We start from the raw sequence: 16,675 nt of genomic DNA on the forward strand, positions 1-16,675 counted from the left end.
CGCATGGAGGTGGTCATGCCGCAGTTCGTGATAGAAAGAGAGATGCCCGGCGCGGGAAGGCTGCGGGGTGATGAGCTCAGGAACGCGTCACAAGGTTCGTGCAATGTGCTGCGCGAACTTGGACCCGAAATTCAGTGGGTCCACAGCTATGTGACGGACGACAAGATCTATTGTCTCTACCGCGCGCCCAGCGAAGAGTTGATCCGGCAGCATGCCGAGCTTGCGGGGCTTCCCGCCAACAGCATCGCCAGAGTGCGGTCGACGATCGACCCCACGACGGCCGAGTAGTTATTGCCCGAAGCCAGCTTGCCGCGCGAGATCGACGGCCTCCCGCGCTGCCGCGAGGAGTGCGCCGCTCTTCGCCTCGCATTCGCGCTGCTCATATTCCGGCGTGGAATCGGCGACGATGCCCGCGCCTGCCTGGACGTGCATGATGCCATCCTTGAGCACGGCGGTGCGTAGCACGATGCAGCTGTCCATATTGCCGTCGGGTCCGAAATAGCCGACGCCGCCTGCATAGGCGCCGCGCGTTTCCGGCTCCAGTTCCGCGATGATCTCGCAAGCGCGGACCTTGGGCGCGCCCGAAACCGTGCCTGCCGGGAAGCCCGCGAAGAGGGCGTCCAGTGCATCCTTGTCCGGCGAAAGACGGCCGACGACATTCGACACGATGTGCATGACGTGGCTGTAAAATTCGACGCTATAGCTGTCGGTGACCGTCACCGACCCGGCGGTAGCGACCCGCCCCACGTCATTGCGCCCAAGGTCGAGCAGCATCAGATGTTCTGCCCGTTCCTTGGGATCGGCGAGCAGGCTTTCGCGATTGGCCGCATCTTCGACAGCATTTTTGCCGCGTGGCCGCGTTCCGGCGATCGGGCGGATGGTGACTTCGCCATCCCGTGCCCTCACTAGAATCTCGGGACTGGAACCGATCAGGGCAAAGCCGGGCAGATCGAGATAATAAAGAAAAGGCGAAGGATTTATCCGTCGCAGCGCCCGGTAAAGCGAGATCGGCGGGAGGGTGAAGGGGCTGGTGAAACGCTGGGCGAGTACCACCTGGAATATGTCCCCGGCGACAATATAGTCCTTGGCCCGCTCGACCATGGCCTTGTAGCGACCCGGCTCCAGCGCGGGGGTCACATCGACATCGGCAATGTCTTGGGCCGGAGGCGTGTGCGGCAAGGGTGCGGCCAGTCGCGCCGCCGCTGCATCGATCCGCTCCAAAGCCTGCGCGATCGCCGCGTCGGCATCGCTGAAGCTGCCCTTCCAGACAGGCGCAACGAAATACAGCGCATCGGCCAGCCGGTCGAAGACGAGGATAATGGTCGGCCGCACGAACAGCATATCGGGCAGCTCAAGTGGATTGGGCGCTGGCCGGGGCAGCTTTTCGACAAGGCCGACCGTCTCATAACCGAAATAGCCCACGAGGCAGGCGAGGGCAGGGGGAAGGGCGGGGTCAAGATCAGCCCGGCATTCCGCCACAAGCGCGCGCAAGGCATCAAGCGCGCCCGCCGCTTCCGGAACAAATGCCTGTGGGTCAGTCGCCCAATGACGATTGATCTCCGCCGCCTGTCCCTGCGCACGGAAGACAAGATCAGGCGCGAGGCCGATCAGGCTATAGCGCCCGCGAACCGCGCCGCCTTCTACCGATTCCAGCAGAAAATCGCCGCGATCGGCTACGAACAGCTTGAGCGCGGCGGAGATGGGCGTGTCCGTGTCCGCGATCTGGCGGCGCCACACCAGCGCCGAATTGCCAGCGGCCAGTGCGGCATGAGCAGCCGCTATCCCGTCATTGCCTGCGCTGCCCGCAACCATGTTACTGTGCGCCGCCATTGGTGCTGGCAAGCGCGCGCTGGACGCTGGCGACAGCTGACGGGTTCCGGGTCACGCCAAGCTGCTTTTCGACCGCCCGTTCGAACTGCTGCCCATATTCCTGACCGACGACATCGCCAAGCTGGCTGCGGACCTGATCAAGCAGGGCGGTCTGGCCACCCGCATCGCCATATTTAATACCGTTCAGCTGCACGACGAAATAGCCGCGATCCTGACCGATCGGCATCGTCTTGACGCTGTTCGTTGCCATGGAGAAGAGGATCGCGACCTCTGCGGGGGGACGCTGACCTTCCCGCATGATATCGGCGCGGCGCCCGCCCACGGTCTGCGGCGCGGGCAGGCGGACGCCAGCCTGGGCCACGGCATCGGCAAGTTTCATGCCCTTGGCGACCTTCGCGCGGATCTGCTCGGCCACGGCCTTCGCCTTGGCGTTGCCCTGCGCCAGTTTATACTGGGCCAGTACCAGGGGCTTCACCTTTTCCAGCGGCGGCGGGGCGGCGGCGCGAATCTCGGCGGGCGCGGCGAGAGCGTAGCGCTGGTCGGGCGTGACGGGCACAAGTTGCGCGTCATCGTCCTGACTCATCTGGAACACGGGAGCCAGCAGCGGACGGACATCGGCCGGAGCCTGATAGGCCTGATCCTCGACCTGTTTGCCGTTGGCGATCAGGAAGGGCGTTGTTTCCAGCTTCAGGCCGTTGTCCTTCACCACTTCCTCAAAGCTGCCGCCATCGGCGATCTGATCTTCAACCTTTCCGGTGAATTCGCTCAGCAGGCGCTTTTGCTTTTGCGAGCGGAGCGTCGTTGCGATTTCGTCGCGCACGGCTGACAGCGGCCGCGCGGGAACGGTCTTAACGTTCGATACGCGCAGCAGAATCCATCCGAGTGGTCCCCGGATCGGGCCGACAAGCTCGCCTTGCTTGGCCGCAAAGCCCGCATTTGCGATCGCGGCGGACGTTGTGGTGGTCAGGCTTTCACGGCTTTGATCCACCAGTGCCGACGCTTCCAGCCCTGCGCCCTGCGCAGCGGCTGCGAGCGACTTGCCGCCCTTCACTTGCTCTGTGATCGTCTTCGCGGCGGCTTCGCTGGGCAGTATGAGCTGCTCGAAATTGCGGCTTTCCTTCGCGGCGTAGCTCGCTTTGTTCTGATTATAGGACGCGGCAATTTCGGCGTCAGTCGGCTGCGAGGCTTGCGCGAAGCGTTCGCCATCGATCACGGCGTAGCGAATGCGGCGCTGCTCTGGGATGGTGAAGCGCCCGGCATTCTGCTGATAATAGGTGGCGAGCTGTGCGTCCGTGGGGTCCCTAATGTCCGCAAAGGCTGCGGCGGGGACAGCAGCGATCGTTCCTTGGCGCGCCTCCAGCAGCAGCGAGGCATAGGGCAGGATGACGCTGTTCGGCAGTTTCACACCAAGGCCGAGCGGAGCGAGCATCTGCCGTTCGAGGATCTCGCGGGTGATGTCTTCGCGCAGTGCCTGTTCGGTGATGCGTTCGCGGAGCAGAAGCTGGCGGAAATTTTCCTGGCTGAATCTGCCTGCCGCGTCCTGAAAGGCGGGGATCTGGGCGATCTGCGCATCGACGAGACGCTTGGAGATATGGACGCCCTGATCCTTCGCATATTCTTTCAGCGTCATTGCGGCGACCAGCTGATCATAAATCTGGCCAGCGGCGCCTTGGGCGAGGAAATCGCCGATCTGAAGACCCGGGGTGGCGCGGCGGGCATTTTCGAAGACGCGCTGAACCCGTTCCTGGAACTGAGGCAGGGTCAGTCGGGTGCCGCCTGCTTTCGCGACAGTCTCGCCGCCGCCGCCGAGAGAGGTGCCAAACTTGCCGCTCGTGACGTCGCCCATGATGAAGGCCGCCGCGATGACGCCTAGGAAAAGGAGCGCGAAGAGGGCGCCGAATTTCGAGTGGATGAAGCGGCGGAAGTTTGAAAGCATGAAGGAAGTCCAGAATTGAAAGACTTTTACGGGCGGCCCGCTTTAGGGGCGGATCGTCGCGGCGGCAAGTGCGGCTTGGCTGGACAAATGCCGTGCCTTTGTTCATCGGCCTGTCGGGGCTGGTCCGGCGCGGGCTGGCGGATGGACGAATGACTGAAGGGGTATGGATTGATGGGCAGGCGCAAGCTGGTGGTCGGCAACTGGAAGATGAACGGCCTTCGTTCACAGCTGCCCGAAGTCGAAGCGATCGGCGCGCTGGCGGCTGAGCGTCCGGTGGTCGAGGTGGGGCTGTGCCTGCCCGCGACGCTGATCGCGGCGGCCGATCAGGTCAAGGGCGGCGCCTTTGTCGGCGCGCAGGACTGTCACATGAACGATAGCGGCGCGCATACTGGCTGCCTGTCGGCGGTGATGCTGTCCGAAGCGGGCGCGAGCTGGACGATCGTTGGCCATAGCGAGCGGCGGCAGGATCAGGGCGAGAGCGACGCCGATGTCGCGGCAAAGGCGTTCGCGGCTAAGGCTGCGGGTCTGAAGGTTATCCTGTGCGTCGGCGAAAGCCTTGAGGTACGCGACGCTGGCGGGGCCGAAGGCATTGTGTCGGCGCAGTTGCTGGCGTCGCTGCCGGAAGGCGCGGCGGCCGACTGGCTGGCGATCGCTTATGAGCCGATCTGGGCGATCGGCACGGGCCGCATCCCGACGATGGAAGCGGTCGAAACCATGCACAAGGCGCTGCGGGCGACGTTGGCTGGCCGGATCGGCGAGGGCGAAGCGGGTGCGATGCGCATCCTCTATGGCGGGTCGATGAATGGCGAGAATGCGGCCGAGTTGATGGCGATCGAGGATGTCGATGGCGGTCTGGTGGGCGGAGCGAGCCTGACCGCGGCGAAATTCGGGCCGGTGATTGCGGCTGCGGGTTAGGTAGGGCCGCTAGGCGATTGGAAGTGGAGTCCGGGTGGAGCTGGTGGGCCTGAAAGAAGAGGGCTTCGACAGGCTCAGCCCGAACGGGGAGAGGGTGGTCAGCAGGAGTAACTTTCAGCGGAGGCGTCTCCTGAGGTGATCTCCATAGCCACACGATGCTCCAGCGCCGGTTGCCCCGGCGGCGCTTCAACGCTATGGGCTCCACAACGCACCCCATTCGGACAGATATTCTCGCATGTTCACCTTTATCCTCGTCGTGCAGGCCATTGTCGCGGCTCTGCTTGTCACCGTCATCCTGATGCAGAAGTCGGAAGGCGGCGGTCTGGGCGTGGGTGGTAGCCCGGCGGGGTTGATGTCTGCGCGGGGCGCGGCGGACTTTCTGACGCGGTCGACGACGGTGCTGGCCACCATCTTCGTGCTGCTGTCGGTCGTTCTGGCGGTGATCGCATCGGTGCAGCACGCGCCGAGCGATATCGATACCTCGCTGGTGAAGCAGGCTCCGGCGGCTCCGTCGGCCCCTGCGCCGGCCGGTAGTGCCGATCCGTTGGCCGGGGCAGCAGGCGCTGCGAGCAATGGCCAGGCGGCAAATGGCGCGGTTCCGCTCGCCAACTGATCTTTTCGATCACATTTTCGATCTTTTTTTGCTCGCGCGTGGATTCGCGCGCTTGCCCAACTTGTTTGTAAAAGGCTAAGCCTCCTCTCCCATGGCGCGGTATATTTTCATCACCGGCGGCGTGGTCTCCTCGCTTGGCAAGGGCCTTATGGCCGCATCGCTCGCAGCACTGCTGCAGGCGCGAGGTTTCCGTGTGCGTATCCGGAAGTTCGATCCCTATCTCAACGTCGATCCGGGCACGATGAGCCCGTATCAGCATGGCGAGGTCTATGTGACCGATGACGGGGCGGAAACCGACCTCGACCTTGGCCATTATGAGCGGTTTACGGGGGTTTCGGCGCGTCAGTCGGACAATGTGACGCAGGGCCGTGTCTATCAGACGATCATCCAGCGCGAGCGGCGCGGCGATTATCTGGGCGCGACGGTGCAGGTGATTCCGCACGTCACGGACGAGATCAAGGCGTTCGCGATAGCCGAGTCAGACGATCTGGATTTCGTGCTGTGCGAAATCGGCGGGACGGTGGGTGACATCGAATCGCTGCCTTTCATGGAAGCGATCCGTCAGCTGCATAATGACCTGGGTCGCCGCCAGTCGATCTTCGTCCATGTGACGCTGGTCCCCTATATCGCGGCGGCGGGCGAGCTGAAGACCAAGCCAACGCAGCATAGCGTGCGCGAACTGACGTCGCTGGGCATCCAGCCCGACATTTTGCTGTGCCGCTGCGAGCATCCGTTGCCCGACAGCGAACGGGCGAAGATCGCGCTGTTCTGCAATGTGCGCAAGGAAGCGGTGATCCCGGCGCTCGACGCCAGCAGCATCTATGCGGTGCCCGCGCAATATCATGCCGAAGGGCTGGATGAGGAAGTGCTGCGCGCCTTCGGCATCGATGACGCGCCCAAGCCGACGCTCGATCGCTGGATGGACATCATGGACCGCCAGCAGAACCCCGAAGGCGAAGTGACGATCGGCGTCGTCGGCAAATATGTCGGCCTGCCGGACGCCTACAAGTCGCTCTACGAGGCGCTGACCCATGGCGGTTTCGCCAATCGGGTGAAGGTGAAGATCAAGTGGATCGACGCCGAACTGTTCGAGAAGGGCGATGATGTCGCCGCCAGCCTGGAGCCGATGCACGGCATTTTGGTCCCCGGCGGCTTTGGCGTGCGCGGGTCGGAAGGCAAGATCGCGAGCGTTAAGTTCGCGCGCGAACGTAATGTGCCCTTCTTCGGCATCTGCCTTGGCATGCAGATGGCCTGCATTGAAGGGGCGCGGAACACAGCCGGGATCGCCGAGGCGTCCACCACCGAATTTGGCGAGACGAGCGAGCCTGTCGTCGGCCTCATCACCGAATGGATGAGCAGCGAAGGCTTACAGAAGCGCACGGCCGAAACCGACCTTGGCGGCACGATGCGGCTGGGCGCCTATCCCGCCAAGCTCACCGGCAATAGCGTTGTCGCGGGCATATATGGCGCGAGCGAGATCAGCGAGCGGCATCGCCATCGCTATGAGGTGAATGCCGGTTATCGTGAGGCGCTGGAGAAGGGCGGCCTCATCTTCTCGGGTATGTCGCCGGACGGCACCTTGCCGGAGATTGTCGAGCGGCCGGATCATCCGTGGTTCGTCGGCGTGCAGTTCCATCCGGAGCTGAAGTCCAAGCCGTTCGACCCGCATCCGCTGTTTGCGAGCTTTATCGAGGCGGCGGTGAAGCAGAGCCGGTTGGTTTGATCGGCTCGAGCCTTTTCTAAGCAGATGGAATCATCTGCTGGCTCGGAAAATGCGGCAGAACAAAATCCTGGAGCATCCAGGCCGATGCAATCGGATCGGAATCTGCTCCAGGTCGAGGTCTGGCCGATATGGGCTACTGATTTTCTGACTTCGTCACCCCGGACCTTGATCCGGGGTCCCGCTTGGCTCCGCTGTTAGACAGGCGAGCAGCTATTTGCTCGTCAGCTCTTATAATGTCCTGGCCGAGACCAAATCCGCATGGACGGCCTTTGGCAGATTGATCGCGAAATCGAAGACGGACAGGTTGTTGATCAAACCGGTCATCCGCAGCCGTTGTGCGGGCGCGATGACGCCGATGGTTCCCGCCGCGCCCATCCAGCCGAACAGGCCTTTGAACCCGCCATGGTCAGCGATGCAGCCGCCCGCGCCGAATCCAACCACCCCAGGAATGCCGACATAGCCGCGCATGTTCACGCCCTGCGGCAGGAGGTTGGAGGTTCCAACCGTCACAGCGGTAGGCGGCAGGACCTCTGCTCTGCCCAAACGGCCTTCATTCGTCAGCATGGCCAGGAAACGGTCGTAATCATGGGCCGAGGAGATGAGGCCGCCCCCGCCCGAAGGAAATGCGGGCTTGTTCAGGAAGATGGAGGTCGGACCTGCATCGACCACGGCCAATTTGGCGCCTCTGCCCGTATAGCTTGTGACGAGACGCGCCTTTTTGTCTGCTGGCACATCGAAGAAGGTGCTGTTCATGCCAAGAGGTGCGAAGAACCGCTGCTCCAGAAACTGTTCAAATGGCATGCCTGCCACCAGCTCTATGATGCGGCCCAGCAAATCCAGCCCGACCGAATAGCTCCAGGCTGTGCCGGGGTCTGAAAGAAGCGGAGCTGCCGCCAGCCGCTCGGCGAATTGCTTGAGGCTTGAGGGCGGCGCTTGCTCAAGCCGTTCAGCGTTGCTGAGCAGGTTCTGCTTCAGTCCCAGCTGTTGATATACCGCCTTGAGTGGCCCGCTCATCGAAGGCCCACCACCAAGGCCGGCAGTGTGGGTCAACAGGTGACGGATCGTCATGACAGAAGCGGCGGGGCGCGTTTCGAGGCTTTGGCCGGGGTTGGTCAGAACGCGCATATTCGCAAAGCCGGGGATGAAATCGGCAACAGGCTGGTCGAGCTTCATCCGGCCCTCGGCGATCAGCAGCATCACCGCCATGCCGGTGATGGGTTTCGTCATCGAATAAACGCGGAACAGCGTGTGCTCATCCACCCGGCGCGGGTTGTCCAGGGCGATCGTTCCGCTGCTCACATAGGCTGGGCGATCAGTTCCGCGACCGATCGCCACGATTGCTCCGGGAGCGGCTGGTTCCCCGATCACGCCGTTCACCATGCCCCTAACCGCGGGGAAGCGTTCGGCAGCGGCGCGCGCGCGTACCGGCGCGGCACTCATAAGACCGAGGCAGGCTGCTCCCTTCAGCAGATCGCGCCGTAAGAACACCGAATGTGGCATGGCCGTCCTCCCCCCTTATTGTCGCTTTCTCTACGGTAGATGGTATACAGGACCGGTCACCGCTTCATCAAAATTCTCCCGCACGAATAATGTTGCAGCATTATATCTTCCCCCCTATATCGCCCTTGCTTCCTTACATCGTCAAACATGTCGGGGTCGCAGGCGGAACGCTTGCGGCGGCGGGAGCGCACATATTCTGTTGGAGACTGCATGGCGGACATCGCCGAACTGACCGCGCTGATCGAACCGGAGGTGAAGGCCTTGGGGTTCGACCTTGTGCGCGTGAAGCTGTTCGGGTCTGGCGATGAATATACGTTGCAGATCATGGCCGAGCGGCCGGCGACGAAGCAGCTTGTCATCGAGGATTGCGCTGCCATCTCGCGCCGCCTGTCCGACGTGCTGGATGAGGCTGATCCGATCGAGGAAGCCTATCGGCTGGAGGTCAGCTCGCCGGGTATCGATCGGCCGCTCACCCGTCTCCATGACTTCATGGAATGGGCGGGGCATGAGGCGAAGATCGCCACCAGCGAAACGGTGGCGGGGCGCAAGAGCTTTCGCGGCATCCTGAAGGGTGTCGAGGGCGAGGACGTCCAGTTCCAGGATAACAAGGCCGGGGATGTCTCCATCCCCTTCGCGCTGGTCGGCGATGCCAAGCTGATACTGACCGACGCGCTCATTTCTGCTAGCATGCCGCTCTCCTCCGATGGGGCGGACGAGTTCGAAACCGAAGAGTAAGGGTTCACGACCATGGCCAACGCCATTTCCGCCAATAAGGCCGAGCTGCTCGCGATCGCGAACAGCGTCGCCACCGAGAAGATGATCGACAAGGCGATCGTCATCGAGGCGATGGAAGACGCGATCCAGCGCGCCGCTCGCGCGCGCTATGGTGCGGAGAATGATATCCGCGCGAAGCTGGACCCCGACAGCGGCGACCTGCGCCTGTGGCGCGTCGTCGAGGTGGTCGAGGCCGTGGACGACTATTTCAAGCAGGTGGACCTTAAGCAGGCGCAGAAGCTGAAGAAGGATGCCGTGATCGGCGACTTCATCGTCGATCCGCTGCCCCCGATCGATCTCGGCCGCATCGACGCTCAGTCCGCCAAGCAGGTGATCTTCCAGAAGGTCCGCGACGCTGAGCGTGAGCGTCAGCATGAGGAATTCAAGGACCGCGTCGGTGAAATCATCACCGGCGTCGTGAAGTCGGTCGAATTCGGCCATGTCGTGGTGAACCTCGGCCGCGCCGAGGGCGTCATTCGTCGCGATCAGCAGATCCCGCGCGAAGTCGTTCGCGTCGGCGACCGCATCCGCTCGGTGATCTTGAACGTGCGTCGCGAAAATCGCGGGCCGCAGATTTTCCTCAGCCGCGCGCATCCTGAGTTCATGAAGAAGCTGTTCGCGCAGGAAGTGCCCGAAATCTACGACGGCGTGATCACCATCATGGCCGCCGCCCGCGATCCGGGCTCGCGCGCCAAGATCGGCGTTATCAGTCGCGATTCGAGCATCGACCCCGTCGGCGCCTGCGTCGGCATGAAGGGTAGCCGCGTGCAGGCTGTCGTGCAGGAAATGCAGGGCGAGAAGATCGACATCATCCCCTGGTCGGAAGATACGGCGACCTTCGTCGTCAATGCGCTCCAGCCCGCGCAGGTGGCTCGCGTCGTTATCGACGAGGAAGAAGAGCGTATCGAAGTCGTCGTTCCCGACGATCAGTTGTCGCTCGCCATCGGCCGTCGCGGGCAGAATGTCCGTCTCGCCTCGCAGCTGACGGGCAAGGCCATCGACATCATGACCGAGGCCGACGCGTCCGAAAAGCGCCAGAAGGAATTCGTCTCCCGCTCCGAACTGTTCCAGAACGAGCTGGACGTGGACGAGACGCTGTCGCAGCTGCTGGTGGCCGAAGGCTTTGGCGAGCTGGAAGAAGTCGCCTATGTCGGCGTCGAGGAACTGGCGGCGATCGAAGGCTTCGACGAGGATCTGGCCGCCGAGCTGCAAAGCCGTGCGCAGGAAGCACTGGACCGCCGCGAAGCCGCTGCCCGCGAGGAGCGTCAGGCTCTGGGCGTCGAGGATGCGTTGGCAGAGATGCCACACCTCACCGAAGCCATGCTGGTGACGCTGGGCAAGGCGGGCATCAAGACGTTGGATGATCTGGCCGATCTAGCGACGGACGAACTGGTCGCGAAGAAGCGCGTCGATCAGCGCCGCCGCCGCAGTGAGACGTCCGAGGATAAGGGCGGGATTCTCGCCGAATATGGCCTTAGTGAAGAGCAGGGCAATGAGATCATCATGGCCGCCCGCGCACACTGGTTCGAAGGCGAGGAAGCTTAAGCGCCCCATGCCTTTCGTCGATATCCGTCTGGCCGGAAACGCCACCCGTGAACAGAAGGCAGCGATCGTTGCCGACGTCACCCAGTCGCTCGTTGAGCGGCTGGGGAAGTCGGCCGCTGCCGTGCAGGTGGTGATTTCTGAAATCTCGACGGAGAATTATGGGTCGGGCGGACAGCTGATCGCTGACCGCGCGCCTGCCTCCAGCCCTGGGGAGGACGCCAATGCCGCGGTCACTTCCCGATGAGAGGCTGACGCCGTCATATAGCGCTGTCTTATCCTCGCTCTTCCCTTTCAAAAGAAAGGTTGGGGCGGGTACGATCGCGGCAGCAATCGCTAGCACCCGTTTTAGGGCTGAGGGCGTAGCGCGCTTCGCGCGACCCACCCCCATCCCCTCCCTTGAAAGGGAGGGGCTTTCCCAATGACCGAACGTAAATGCATCCTCTCAGGCGATCGGGCCGATCCCGAGACGCTGATCCGCCTCGCCGTCGGACCAGAAGGTCAGGTTCTGCCCGACATCCGCGCGAAGGCGCCGGGCCGTGGCGCGTGGATCGGCGTTCCGCGCGCTGAGCTTGAGCAGGCGCTCGCCAAGGGTAAGCTGACGGGTGCACTCGCGCGGGCATTCAAGACGGGTGAGTTGCAGATCCCGGACAATTTGCCGGACCTGATCGAAGATGGCCTGCGCAAGGCTTTGCTGGACCGCTTGGGCCTAGAGGCGAAGGCGTCCATGGTCCTCACCGGATCGGAAAAGATCGACGTCGCCTGCCGTCAGGCCAAGGTTCAACTGCTGCTCCACGCCAGTGATGCCGCAGCCGACGGCAATCGCAAGCTCGATCAAGCGCTGCGGGTCGGACAGGAAGCGGAAGGCACCGAATTGGCGGGCGTCGTCTTGCCTGTGGACCGACAGGCCCTATCTATGGCAATGGGGCGGGACAATGTCGTCCATATCGCAGTGACCGACTCGCGTGCCGCGTCGCGTCTGCGTACGGCCATCGGCCGCTTGGAAAGCTATCTGGGTTGCGCTACCGAGGCGCCAGTGCATGGGGAGCATGACTCCGCCGGTGCGCTGGGCGCCTGAAGAGCATGGAATGAAGGCGCCGACGGGCCTTGCCGGTCGGATGTAAGTGAAGGGTACAGTTCAGTCGTATGAGTGACAGCAAGGAAGACAAGCCGGTTCTGGGCCGCAAGCCGCTGGGCATCAAGCGGACCGTTGAATCCGGCCAGGTGCAGCAGCAGTTCAGCCATGGCCGCAAGAATACGGTCGTGGTTGAGGTGAAGCGGCGCCGCATTCTGGGCAAGCCGGGCGAAGCCGGTGCGCCTGCGGCTGCGCCTCAGGCTGATCCGGCTCCGGCACCCGCCGCAGCGGCACCCGCGCCGCAGCAGCCGCAGGCTCGCGCGCCTCAGCCTGCCGCGCCCGCGCGTCCCGCTCCGCCGCAGAGCCTGATGTCGCGTCAGGAATTGCAGGTAAAGCTGCTGCGCGAGGCTGAAGAAGCCCGCATGACCGCGCTGGAAGATGCGCGTCGCCGCGAAGACGCGCAGCGTAATGCCGCGAGCGAGGATGAAAAGCGCCGCGCCGAGGAAAATCGCCTGGCTGCGGAAGCTGCTGAGGCTGAAGCCGCGCGCCGTGTCGAAGAAGAAGCCAAGGTCGCCGAGCAGAAGTCCGAGCCCGAAGCTCCTGCGGCGCCTGTCGCCGAGGAAAGCCCCGAAGCGCGTCCCGCTGCCGCTCCGGCTGCTACCGCTTCTGCTGCGCCGCCGCCGCGCCGCTTCACGCCGGTTACCCCGATCAAGCGTCCCGAACCGGCCAAGCCGGATCGGACCAAGCGTGCGGGCGAGGACAATCGCCGCCAGTCGGGCAAGCTGACCGTAACGCGCGCGCTTGCGGACGACGACAGCGCTCGTGCCCGTTCGCTCGCCGCATTGAAGCGTGCCCGCGAAAAGGAACGTCGCGCTCACTATGCCGGTGGCGCGCAGCAACGTGAAAAGCAGGTTCGCGACGTCGTCGTGCCCGAAAGCATCACGGTGCAGGAACTCGCCAACCGTATGGCCGAAAAGGGTGCGGACCTGGTGAAGTCTCTGTTCAAGATGGGCACCGCCGTCACTCTGAATCAGCCGATCGATCAGGATACGGCGGAACTGCTGGTCGAGGAATTCGGCCACCGCATCCAGCGCGTATCCGATGCCGACGTTGAAATCGGCATCGAGGGTGAAGTCGATGCGGCAGAGACGCTGAAGCCGCGTGCGCCGGTCGTGACGATCATGGGGCATGTCGATCATGGCAAGACATCGCTGCTTGACGCGCTGCGCGGGACCGACGTGGTCGCGGGCGAAAGCGGCGGCATCACCCAGCATATCGGCGCCTATCAGGTGACGACCAAGGGTGGCGACGTCATCACCTTCCTCGACACGCCGGGCCACGAAGCCTTCTCCGAGATGCGGGCTCGTGGTGCGAACGTCACGGACATCGTCATCCTGGTGGTGGCGGCCGATGACGGGCTGATGCCGCAGACGATCGAGGCGATCAACCACACCAAGGCGTCGGGCGTCCCGATGATTGTCGCGATCAATAAGTGCGACAAGCCGGAAGCCAATCCGCAGAAGGTGCGCGAGCGCCTGCTGAGCGAAGAGATTGTGGTCGAGGATATGGGCGGCGATGTTCAGGACGTGGAGGTTTCGGCGCTCAAAAAGACCGGCCTTGACGAACTGATCGAGAAAATCCTGCTCCAGGCGGAAGTGATGGAACTGGGGGCCAACCCCGATCGCCCTGCCGAAGGCAATGTGATCGAGGCGCAGCTCGACAAGGGCCGTGGCGCGGTTGCCACCGTGCTGGTCCGCAAGGGTACGCTCAAGGTTGGCGACACCTTCGTCATCGGCGCGGAGAGCGGCAAGGTCCGTGCCCTGGTCAACGACAAGGGTCAGAATGTGAAGGTCGCAGGGCCTTCGACCCCGGTCGAAGTTCTGGGCCTGTCGGGTGTTCCTCTGGCGGGCGATCAACTCACGGTCGTCGAGAATGAGGCTCGCGCTCGCGAAGTTGCCGCCTATCGTCAGGAACAGGCGACGAAGAAGCGCACCACCAGCGCCCCGACCAGCTTTGAACATATGTTCTCGGCGCTCAACACGACCGTCATCGAATATCCGGTGGTGGTAAAGGGCGATGTGCAGGGTTCTGTCGAAGCTATCGTGACGGCGCTCAACCGCATTTCAACCGACGAGATCAAGGTCCGCGTCCTGCATTCAGGCGTTGGCGCGATCACCGAAAGCGACGTCACGCTGGCCGCTGCCAGCCGTGCGCCGCTGATCGGCTTCAACGTCCGTCCCAATGCCAAGGCGCGTCAGCTGGCGGAGCGCGAGAAGATCTCGCTGCGCTATTATGACGTGATCTACGACCTGCTTGAGGAAGTTCGCGGCGAAATGGCGGGCCAGCTGGCTCCAGAGCGCATCGAAACCATCGTCGGCCGGGCCGAGGTGCTTCAGGTGTTCCCGGCGGGCAAGAAGGACAAGGCGGCTGGTCTGCTCGTCCTCGACGGCATCATCCGCAAGGGGCTCAATGCGCGCCTTACCCGCGACGATGTCATCGTGTCGCGTACTCACATCGCTTCGCTGCGCCGCTTCAAGGACGATGTGTCCGAAGTGCGTGCGGGCATGGAGTGTGGTGCGGTGCTGCAAGACACGAACGACATCAAGGCCGGCGATACGCTGGAACTGTTCGAGGTCGAGGAACGCGCCCGGACGTTGTGATGATCTAGCTTCCCCCTCCCGCAAGCGGGAGGGGGGCAGGGGGTGGGCTCGCCCTCTCCTGAACTGTAATGGCCGATGGGGAGAGCCCACCCCCGGCCCCTCCCGCCTGCGGGAGGGGAGGATATAATGCCCGCTCCTAATGAAGGCCCTTCCGTCCGCCTCCTCCGCGTGGGTGAACAGGTGCGCCATGTCTTGTCCGACATTCTCCAGCGCGACGATGTGCATGACGATGTTCTCGCCAAGCATGTCGTCAGCGTGACCGAGGTTCGCATGTCGCCTGACCTGCGGCATGCCACCGTGTTCGTGAAGTCGCTATTGGGTCAGGATGAGGAAGCGGTGCTTAAGGCGCTGCGCACCAATACGGCCTATCTCCAGCGCGAGGTGGCTCACCGCATCCGCCTGAAATATGCGGCCAAGCTCAAATTCCTGGCGGATGAGAGTTTTGACGAGGGTAGCCATATCGACAAGCTGCTGCGTGATCCCAAAGTCGCGCAGGATCTTGAACAGCCCGATGATGAGGGCTGACGCGCTGCGTTGATCCGATGCACGGCTGGATTATCCTCGATAAACCGCACGGGCTTGGCTCGACGCAGGCGGTCAGCGCGGTCAAGCGCGCCCTTCGCCAAAGTGGCGCTGGCAAGTGGAAGGTCGGCCATGGCGGCACGCTCGATCCGCTCGCTACCGGCGTGCTGCCGATCGCAGTGGGCGAAGCGACGAAGCTCGCCGGGCGGATGCTCGACAGCGATAAGATCTACGACTTCACGATAGCATTTGGCGCACAGACGGACACGCTGGACCTTGAAGGCAAGGTGATTGCGGAGAGCGACGTGCTGCCTACGTTCGGCGAAGTGGAAGCGGTACTGCCCCGCTTTACAGGCCCGATCGAGCAGGCGCCGCCAGCCTATTCAGCGATCCTGATCGACGGGCAAAGAGCCTATGATCTTGCGCGCGCTGGGCAGGATGTTGAGATGAAGACGCGCGCCGTCACTATCCACGCGCTCACCATATCCTCTCTCCCGCGAGGGGGTCGATCAGAGGCACGTGACTCTGATCGAGATAGCGAAGTTTGCTCGCAAAGCGGCCTAGCCGGAGTTGGAGAGGGGCAGGGTGCGCCGAGCCCCTCTCCAACTCCGGCTAGGCAGCGAGCTGCCAAGCCTGCGTATCTTCTCCCCCTCTCGGGAGAGAGGATCGATGAAGTCACCCTTCGCGCCCATGTCTCCAAGGGTACTTATATACGCTCCCTCGCTCGTGACATCGCCCTGGCCCTCGGCACGGTCGGCCATGTGACCATGCTGCGCCGCGTGAAGGCAGGGCCATTCACCCTCGAATCCGCTATTTCGCTGGACAAATTGGACGAAGCTGCTAGGGGCGGCGGCTTCGGCGGTCTTATGCTGCCGTTGACCGCAGGGCTGGACGACATCCCGGCTCTCGCAGTCTCTCCCGACGATGCATTGGCTCTCCGACAGGGGAAGGTGCTTGTGGGGAAACCGCATACCGGCCTCATGCTGGCGATGGAGGGCGACACGCCCGTCGCGCTGGTGGAGGCCAGTGGCCCAGAAACCCTTAGGGAAATCCGGGTGGTGCGCGGCTTCAATCTCTAGATGTTACGAAAGGAAGCCGATGTCGATTACTGCTGAGCGCAAGGAAGCGCTGATCAAGGAACATGCCCGCGCCGAAGGCGACACCGGTTCGCCGGAAGTACAGGTCGCGATCCTTTCGGAGCGCATTTCGAACCTGACCGAGCATTTCAAGGGTCACCACAAGGATAACCACAGCCGTCGCGGCCTGCTGATGCTGGTCAACAAGCGCCGTTCGCTGCTGGACTATCTGAAGAAAAAAGATGGGTCGCGTTATACTGACCTGATCGGCAAGCTGGGCCTGCGCAAGTAAGCCTGCTAAAGAAGGAGCGGCCCCCATGTCGGGGCCGTTTCTGATTCTGACAACATGGCTCCGGGCAATTCGGCACGGCGCCATGAAACGGGGAACTTTCCCCACACCGTTCGGGCTGAGCGAAGTCGAAGCCCACTCCTTCTCTTGAAGAAAGAGAAAGAAAGCCCTTCGACAAGCTCAGGGCGAACGGAATGAGGAGTACGCTCCTCGCTCATGG

General features: G+C 63.0%; 15 protein-coding genes. 12 read left to right on the forward strand and 3 right to left on the reverse strand.

Annotation, left to right across the window (positions count from 1 at the left end; genetic code table 11):
* Window positions 1-15: 15 nt before the first annotated feature.
* Window positions 16-288, forward strand: a complete 273-nt coding sequence (locus ACWNC0_RS11940) for a DUF4242 domain-containing protein (RefSeq protein WP_196224035.1) — start codon at window positions 16-18, stop codon at window positions 286-288.
* Here ACWNC0_RS11940 and trpE read toward each other — a convergent pair whose 3' ends face one another.
* Both trpE and ACWNC0_RS11950 read right to left on the reverse strand, forming a co-directional pair.
* Window positions 289-1,812 (reverse strand): anthranilate synthase component I, encoded by a 1,524-nt coding sequence (trpE, locus tag ACWNC0_RS11945; protein WP_449471827.1) that lies wholly within the window; start codon window positions 1,810-1,812, stop codon window positions 289-291.
* A 1-nt stretch (window position 1,813) separates the two neighbouring features.
* Window positions 1,814-3,766, reverse strand: a complete 1,953-nt coding sequence (locus ACWNC0_RS11950) for a SurA N-terminal domain-containing protein (protein ID WP_449471829.1) — start codon at window positions 3,764-3,766, stop codon at window positions 1,814-1,816.
* 171 nt (window positions 3,767-3,937) lie between these two features.
* On the opposite strand from ACWNC0_RS11950, the gene tpiA reads away from it, so the two are divergent.
* The 3 genes from tpiA to ACWNC0_RS11965 all read left to right on the forward strand — a co-directional run bounded on the left by tpiA (window position 3,938) and on the right by ACWNC0_RS11965 (window position 7,017).
* Complete coding sequence (gene tpiA / locus ACWNC0_RS11955) at window positions 3,938-4,681, forward strand: triose-phosphate isomerase (RefSeq protein WP_449471831.1); 744 nt, start codon at window positions 3,938-3,940, stop codon at window positions 4,679-4,681.
* A 235-nt stretch (window positions 4,682-4,916) separates the two neighbouring features.
* Window positions 4,917-5,294, forward strand: coding sequence for a preprotein translocase subunit SecG (secG, locus tag ACWNC0_RS11960; RefSeq protein WP_449471833.1), 378 nt, complete (start codon window positions 4,917-4,919; stop codon window positions 5,292-5,294).
* Between the two features lie 91 nt (window positions 5,295-5,385).
* Window positions 5,386-7,017, forward strand: a complete 1,632-nt coding sequence (locus tag ACWNC0_RS11965; protein ID WP_449471834.1) for a CTP synthase — start codon at window positions 5,386-5,388, stop codon at window positions 7,015-7,017.
* A 228-nt stretch (window positions 7,018-7,245) separates the two neighbouring features.
* On the opposite strand, the gene ACWNC0_RS11970 is transcribed toward ACWNC0_RS11965, so the two are convergent.
* On the reverse strand, window positions 7,246-8,517 hold the full coding sequence (locus tag ACWNC0_RS11970; protein WP_449471835.1) for a serine hydrolase domain-containing protein: 1,272 nt from the start codon (window positions 8,515-8,517) through the stop codon (window positions 7,246-7,248).
* Between the two features lie 210 nt (window positions 8,518-8,727).
* Here ACWNC0_RS11970 and rimP point away from each other — a divergent pair, with 210 nt between their 5' ends.
* The 8 genes from rimP to rpsO all read left to right on the forward strand — a co-directional run bounded on the left by rimP (window position 8,728) and on the right by rpsO (window position 16,458).
* Window positions 8,728-9,252 carry a ribosome maturation protein RimP gene (gene rimP / locus ACWNC0_RS11975; protein WP_449471837.1) on the forward strand — a complete coding sequence of 175 codons (525 nt, stop codon included), beginning with the start codon at window positions 8,728-8,730 and terminating at the stop codon, window positions 9,250-9,252.
* A gap of 12 nt (window positions 9,253-9,264) precedes the next feature.
* Window positions 9,265-10,836 carry a transcription termination factor NusA gene (gene nusA, locus ACWNC0_RS11980; protein ID WP_449471839.1) on the forward strand — a complete coding sequence of 524 codons (1,572 nt, stop codon included), beginning with the start codon at window positions 9,265-9,267 and terminating at the stop codon, window positions 10,834-10,836.
* A gap of 7 nt (window positions 10,837-10,843) precedes the next feature.
* A complete protein-coding gene (locus tag ACWNC0_RS11985) occupies window positions 10,844-11,080 on the forward strand; it encodes a tautomerase family protein (protein WP_449471841.1) in 237 nt (78 codons plus the stop codon).
* A gap of 174 nt (window positions 11,081-11,254) precedes the next feature.
* Window positions 11,255-11,911, forward strand: a complete 657-nt coding sequence (locus ACWNC0_RS11990) for a DUF448 domain-containing protein (protein ID WP_449471842.1) — start codon at window positions 11,255-11,257, stop codon at window positions 11,909-11,911.
* A gap of 68 nt (window positions 11,912-11,979) precedes the next feature.
* Window positions 11,980-14,568: a translation initiation factor IF-2 gene (gene infB, locus ACWNC0_RS11995; RefSeq protein WP_449471843.1), complete on the forward strand. Its 2,589-nt coding sequence runs from the start codon at window positions 11,980-11,982 to the stop codon at window positions 14,566-14,568.
* A 126-nt stretch (window positions 14,569-14,694) separates the two neighbouring features.
* Window positions 14,695-15,093: a 30S ribosome-binding factor RbfA gene (rbfA, locus tag ACWNC0_RS12000; RefSeq protein ID WP_449471844.1), complete on the forward strand. Its 399-nt coding sequence runs from the start codon at window positions 14,695-14,697 to the stop codon at window positions 15,091-15,093.
* A 17-nt stretch (window positions 15,094-15,110) separates the two neighbouring features.
* Window positions 15,111-16,169, forward strand: coding sequence for a tRNA pseudouridine(55) synthase TruB (gene truB / locus ACWNC0_RS12005; RefSeq protein ID WP_449471846.1), 1,059 nt, complete (start codon window positions 15,111-15,113; stop codon window positions 16,167-16,169).
* A gap of 19 nt (window positions 16,170-16,188) precedes the next feature.
* Window positions 16,189-16,458, forward strand: coding sequence for a 30S ribosomal protein S15 (rpsO, locus tag ACWNC0_RS12010; RefSeq protein ID WP_167302834.1), 270 nt, complete (start codon window positions 16,189-16,191; stop codon window positions 16,456-16,458).
* The last annotated feature ends 217 nt before the right edge of the window (window positions 16,459-16,675 follow it).

Source organism: Sphingobium chungangianum (assembly GCF_977014255.1).